This window comes from Undibacterium sp. 5I2, from assembly GCF_035019605.1.
Lineage (GTDB): Bacteria > Pseudomonadota > Gammaproteobacteria > Burkholderiales > Burkholderiaceae_D > Undibacterium.
In genome coordinates this window covers 1-5,210 of the sequence record NZ_JASJVS010000106.1, presented here as the reverse complement: position 1 = coordinate 5,210, position 5,210 = coordinate 1, and the positions used below count along the sequence as shown (strand labels likewise).

At 55.3% G+C, this 5,210-nt stretch carries 1 protein-coding gene; it reads left to right on the top strand.

Features of this window, described 5'->3' with window-relative positions; all coding sequences use genetic code 11:
- The coding region (locus tag QN359_RS19260) for a beta strand repeat-containing protein (protein ID WP_323493615.1) at positions 1–5,210 on the top strand (5,210 nt) is incomplete at both ends.

Below are 5,210 nucleotides of genomic sequence, written 5' to 3'. Positions count from 1 at the left end.
CAAGTGCTTGGTAGCGGCGGACTGATACAAACGAATAATGTCCTGGACATGCAGGCAGACAGTGCCACGCTCGATGGCGGCACGAGCGTCGCCAAACAAGTCAACATCAACAGTGCAACGCTCAGTAACCGCGGCGGCAGCGTGCAACAAACCGGTACTGATAGTGCTCACATTACAGCCAGCACCGTATTGGATAATAGCGGCGGCAGCATCGCCACGAACGGCCATACAGAAATTAAGGTTGGCGATATCAACAACCAGGGCGGCAGCATACGCGCCGCCGGTAACTCGGATATCACACTCACCGCCAGCGGCGCGCTGGATAACAGCGCGCTCGCTAGTGTTGCGAGCGCCGTGCAAGCAGGTGGGGCGCTGACGATTAACGCGGCCAGCCTGAACAATCACGCAGCACACATCACCGCCGGGCAGGGCTTGATGCTGAACACGCACAGCACGAAAGCCGGCATCGACAATAGCGCGGGCATGATCGCCTCCAACCAAGATGTAACTCTGCATGCAGCCCAGATCAATAACGCCAGCGGTTCAATCGGCAGCGCCAACGGTGCTATTACTCTGTTCTCCACGGATGTCAGCATGAATAACGCAGCCGGCACCGTCATCGCTGCACAAGCATTCAAGCTGACGGCGCAAGGCTTGGATAACCGTGGCGGCACTTTGCAAGCCAACACACTGTCCGTGAACACGCAACAACAAGCGCTCGACAATTCGCATGGCACCATCCTCAGCACTGCGAATGCGAATTTACAAACAGGTGCCTTGCTTAATGATGCGGGCTTACTACAAGCCGGTGCGGACTTGTTGATCAATACGCATGGCTTATCGTTATCTAATATTAACAGCGGTAGCACGCAAGGCATTTTGTCGCAAGGCGCGCTCAATATTGTGGCCGGCGACTTCAATAACCAAACCGGTTCGGTCGGCGCCTCGGGTAATGTCGCAGTGCAGAGTCAGTCCTTAGGCAATCAGCATGGCAACATCAGCGGCGCCGCGGCCATCTCACTCACTGCCACACAGCTCGACAACCAACAGGGGCGTATCGAAGCGCTGGGCCAAATCGATGCCGCAGCCAGTACGACGATTAATAATCAGCTTGGTTTGATACGCTCAGCGCTGACGGCAAACTTAAACGCCGCAACGATAGATAACAGCCAGACCGCGGGCGACGAGCACGGCATACAAGCTGGCTCGGTCAGCTTGCGCGCCGATCAAATCAATAATATGCATGGCCAGATTCTGGCCGATCATGCGCTGGCGCTGACCGGCAGCGCTGCGCTCAATAACAGCCAAGGCGTGATTTCTTCATCCGGCAGCTTGACGATTAAGGATAGCCAAGCTGCTGAGAATAGCAATGTCGCGCAAAAAACTCTGGCAATCAGCAACACCGGGGGCCGCATCGCAGCCGGCACCGATTTGCGCATAGACAGCCAGAGTTTGAGCGGTGATGGCAGTGTGGTTTCTCATGGCGATTTAAGCACCAAGCTGACCAGCGATTACACCAATAACGGTCAATGGCAAGCCGGCGGCAATGCCAGCCTGGTGACTACCGGGCGTGTCGTTAATCACATGGCATTGCAAGCTGGTGCAGACTTACAGGTACAGGCGGCCCAGCTTGATAACTTGGTATCAGGTCAAATCATCGGCGCCAACACGGAATTGGATGCCGGTAGCAGCTTGACGAATCGTGGCTTGATCGATGGCGCTCATACTTATATCAATGCGACGACGGTGAACAATATCGGCAGCGGCCGTATTTATGGTGACCAGATCGCCATCGGCACGCAAACCCTCAACAATGATGCGGAAACCGTTAACGGCACCACGGCAGCAGCCGTCATCGCGGCCCGCAATCAGCTCGATATTGGTGCTGCAGCCATCAATAATCGTGAACACGCTTTGCTCTTCAGTGCAGGTAATATGGCTATCGGCGGTGCGCTCGATGCCAATCATGCAGCGACCGCGGCAAAGGGGCAGTTGCAAGTGGGAGCGCTCAGTAATGCCAGCGCGACGATTGAAGCCTTGGGTAATTTGAGCTTGAACGCCAACCACGTCAGCAATAGCAATGAACACTTCAGTACGCAAACGGCGCAGGTTTCTACCGAAGCGATGGAACTGTATCAACTTGCTGATCATGGTGACCACCATCCTCATGATCTGATCACGCGCTACACCCGTGATCAAGTAGAACTTTGGCACGATAGTGATGGTGTGGAAATGATGACGGCGCTTGCAACCGGCGAGTTCAGTGATGCGCGCAATGAATACCGGTTCAATCGCACGATCGCGGAGACCCAGGTTGTCAGTTCAGACCCAGGCCAGATTCTGTCGGGTGGTGCGATGACAATTGCTGCCAACTCTGTCCTCAACGATAAAAGCAAAATTATCGCCGGCGGTACGTTAGAGCACGATATTCAAAATTTAAAAAACCAAGGTGCGGAAGGAAAAAAGATTACGACGGATGTTGGCAATGCTATCCATTACTATCGTATCTATTTGTCAGGCAAGGATCGCTCCGGTAAAACAAACTCGCATTATGCACCGGCACCTGTTGAAAACACCATCAGCTTGGCCGCATCAGTATTTAAAGACCACAGCAGCGTCACCGGAACAGGAATCCAGCTTGCATCGCTGGCTACCAGCAGCGTTGATCAGTCAATAAGCGGGGCAGGAAGTGCGCAGGTGGCACTCAATGATGCGAGCAAGGAACAGAGCCACACAAAGCTGGCCGATCTGCATGCCACCGATGCGCGCGCAATTGATGCCGTCAGTGCTGCTGCGGTCGATACGCAAACTGCCGCGCTGAATCAGCTGAATGCGGCGGCACTGACCCAAGCCGGCAGCGTCGCCATCACGGCGGCAGCGCAGCTCAATGCTGTCAACGCGGCTGCTGTCGACATCCCGGCGCAAGCCGTCAGCCAAGCTGCTGCTGCCGGCGCTGAACAAGCGGGCAGTGTGGCAGCGACCAGCGCTGCGGCCCCAGCAACGCTGGTGCATACCATCACGCCCAACATCACACTGCCGACTAACAGTTTGTTTCATACCAATCCGCAAGCAAACAATCACTACTTAGTCGCTACCGATCCGCAGTTTGTTAATTATCGTACTTGGCTTTCCAGTGATTACCTGCTCAATGCCTCAGGCCATGACCCGGCATTACAGATGAAACGCTTGGGTGATGGTTTTTATGAGCAAAGCTTGATTCGTGATCAAATTACTCAACTCACCGGTCGCCGCTTCGTCGCTGGTTACGACAATGATGAAGCCGGCTATATGGCCTTGATGAGCAACGGTGCCAGCTTCGCCAAAAAATTCCAAATCAGCCTGGGCGTTGCCCTCGACGCGACACAGATGGCGCAACTGACCAGCGATATTGTTTGGTTAGTATCAAAAACAGTGCGCTTACCAGATGGCAGCAGTACCGAGGTCTTGGTACCGCAAGTGTATGTGCGCCTGCAACCGGGCGACATCAGCAGCACCGGTGCCCTGATCTCAGGAGCGAGCGTCGATATCAAGGCGACTGGCTCAGTCGACAACTCCGGCAGCATCGCCGGCCGTACCGCTGTTGCGATCACGGCCGACCAGATCAATAACCTTGGCGGCCGTATCCATGCCAATCAGACCGCGCTCAATGCTAAAACCGATATCAATAATATCGGCGGCAGCATCAGCGCCAAAGACAGTCTGCGCGTCCATGCCGAGCGCGACCTCAATGTCATCACCACCACCAGCACACAAAGCAATGCCCAAGGCAGTGTTACGCACGTTGACCGCGTCGCCGGTTTGTATGTCGATAATCCCCATGGACTATTAATCGCCAGCGCCGGCAAAGATCTGCAGTTAACTGCAGCCCAAATCAGCAATGCCGGCGCAAAATCTGAAACCAGCCTCAGCGCCGGCCACAAGCTGGTCTCAGATACCGTCAGCACCGCCGAACAAAACCGCATCGTTTGGGATAATGCCAACTACCTCGAGCAAGGCAGCACCCAAGAAGTCGGGACACAAATTAATACCGCCGGCAATCTTGTCTTAAGTGCCCAGCAAGATATGTCACTCAAGGCCGCCAACATCCACAGCGATACCGGTAATATCACCGCCATCGCCGCTAATAACATCGACATCAGCAACGGCGTCGCCACACAAAATCTTAATTCCGCCAGCAAATCAAGCTCGCACGGTTGGCTCTCAAGTTCCACCACAACAACACACAACAGCATCAAGCAAACTGATGTTATCGCCAGCAGCTTAAGCGGCGACAGCGTAAATGTATTAGCTGGTTACAGTGCTAATGCCAATGGTGAATTGATTAAAAATGCCAGCGGCAACCTGACAGTCAGCGGCAGCCAGATCGTCGCCACCAACGATGTCAACCTGATGGCCGCCAACGACGTCACGATCCAAGCGGCAGCAAGCACCCAACAAAATACCACATCACAACAAAAGACAGAATCCGGCCTGTTCGGCGGCGGTGGCGGCATAGGCTTTACCATAGGCAGCCGTGAGCAAGCGGGCAGCGATGCCAACAATAAGCTCAGCCAAGTCGCCAGCGTGGTAGGCAGTACAGGAGCTAAGGTCAACATCCAGGCCGGTAACCGCTACAGCCAAATCGGCAGCGATGTACTGGCCGCCCAAGGCGACGTTCAAATCTTAGCTAACAAGGTCAATATCAGCGCCGCCACCGACACCACACAAGCCAAACAAACCCAGCACAGCAAACAAAGCGGCCTGAGCGTTGCACTCAGTAACCCCGTGCTCAGTGCCGCCAACAGCGTGCAACAAATGGGCCAAGCCCAAAGCCAAGTCAGCGACCCACGCTTAAAAACCTTGGCCGCCGCCAGCGCCGCCTTGGCCGTCAAACAAGCTGCCGCCAGCGTCGCCAGTGATCCCAACAGCGCTGGTGGCATCCACGTCAGCATCAGTGTAGGCAGTAGTCAAAGCAGCAGCACCAGCGAACAAAGCAGCCAACTGGCCGCTGCCAGCCGCGTGCAAGCCGGTGGTAATGTCGCCATCGTCGCCAGCGGTGATCCAGCGCAGAAGGATGCTAACAGCGCCGGCAACATCACCATCAGCGGCAGCCACCTCAACGCCGGCGGCCACGCCGCCCTGATAGCCGATGGTGATATCACGCTGCAATCAGCGCAAAACAGCAGCCAACAAAGCAGCAGCAACCACAGTAGCAGCGCCTCACTCGGCGT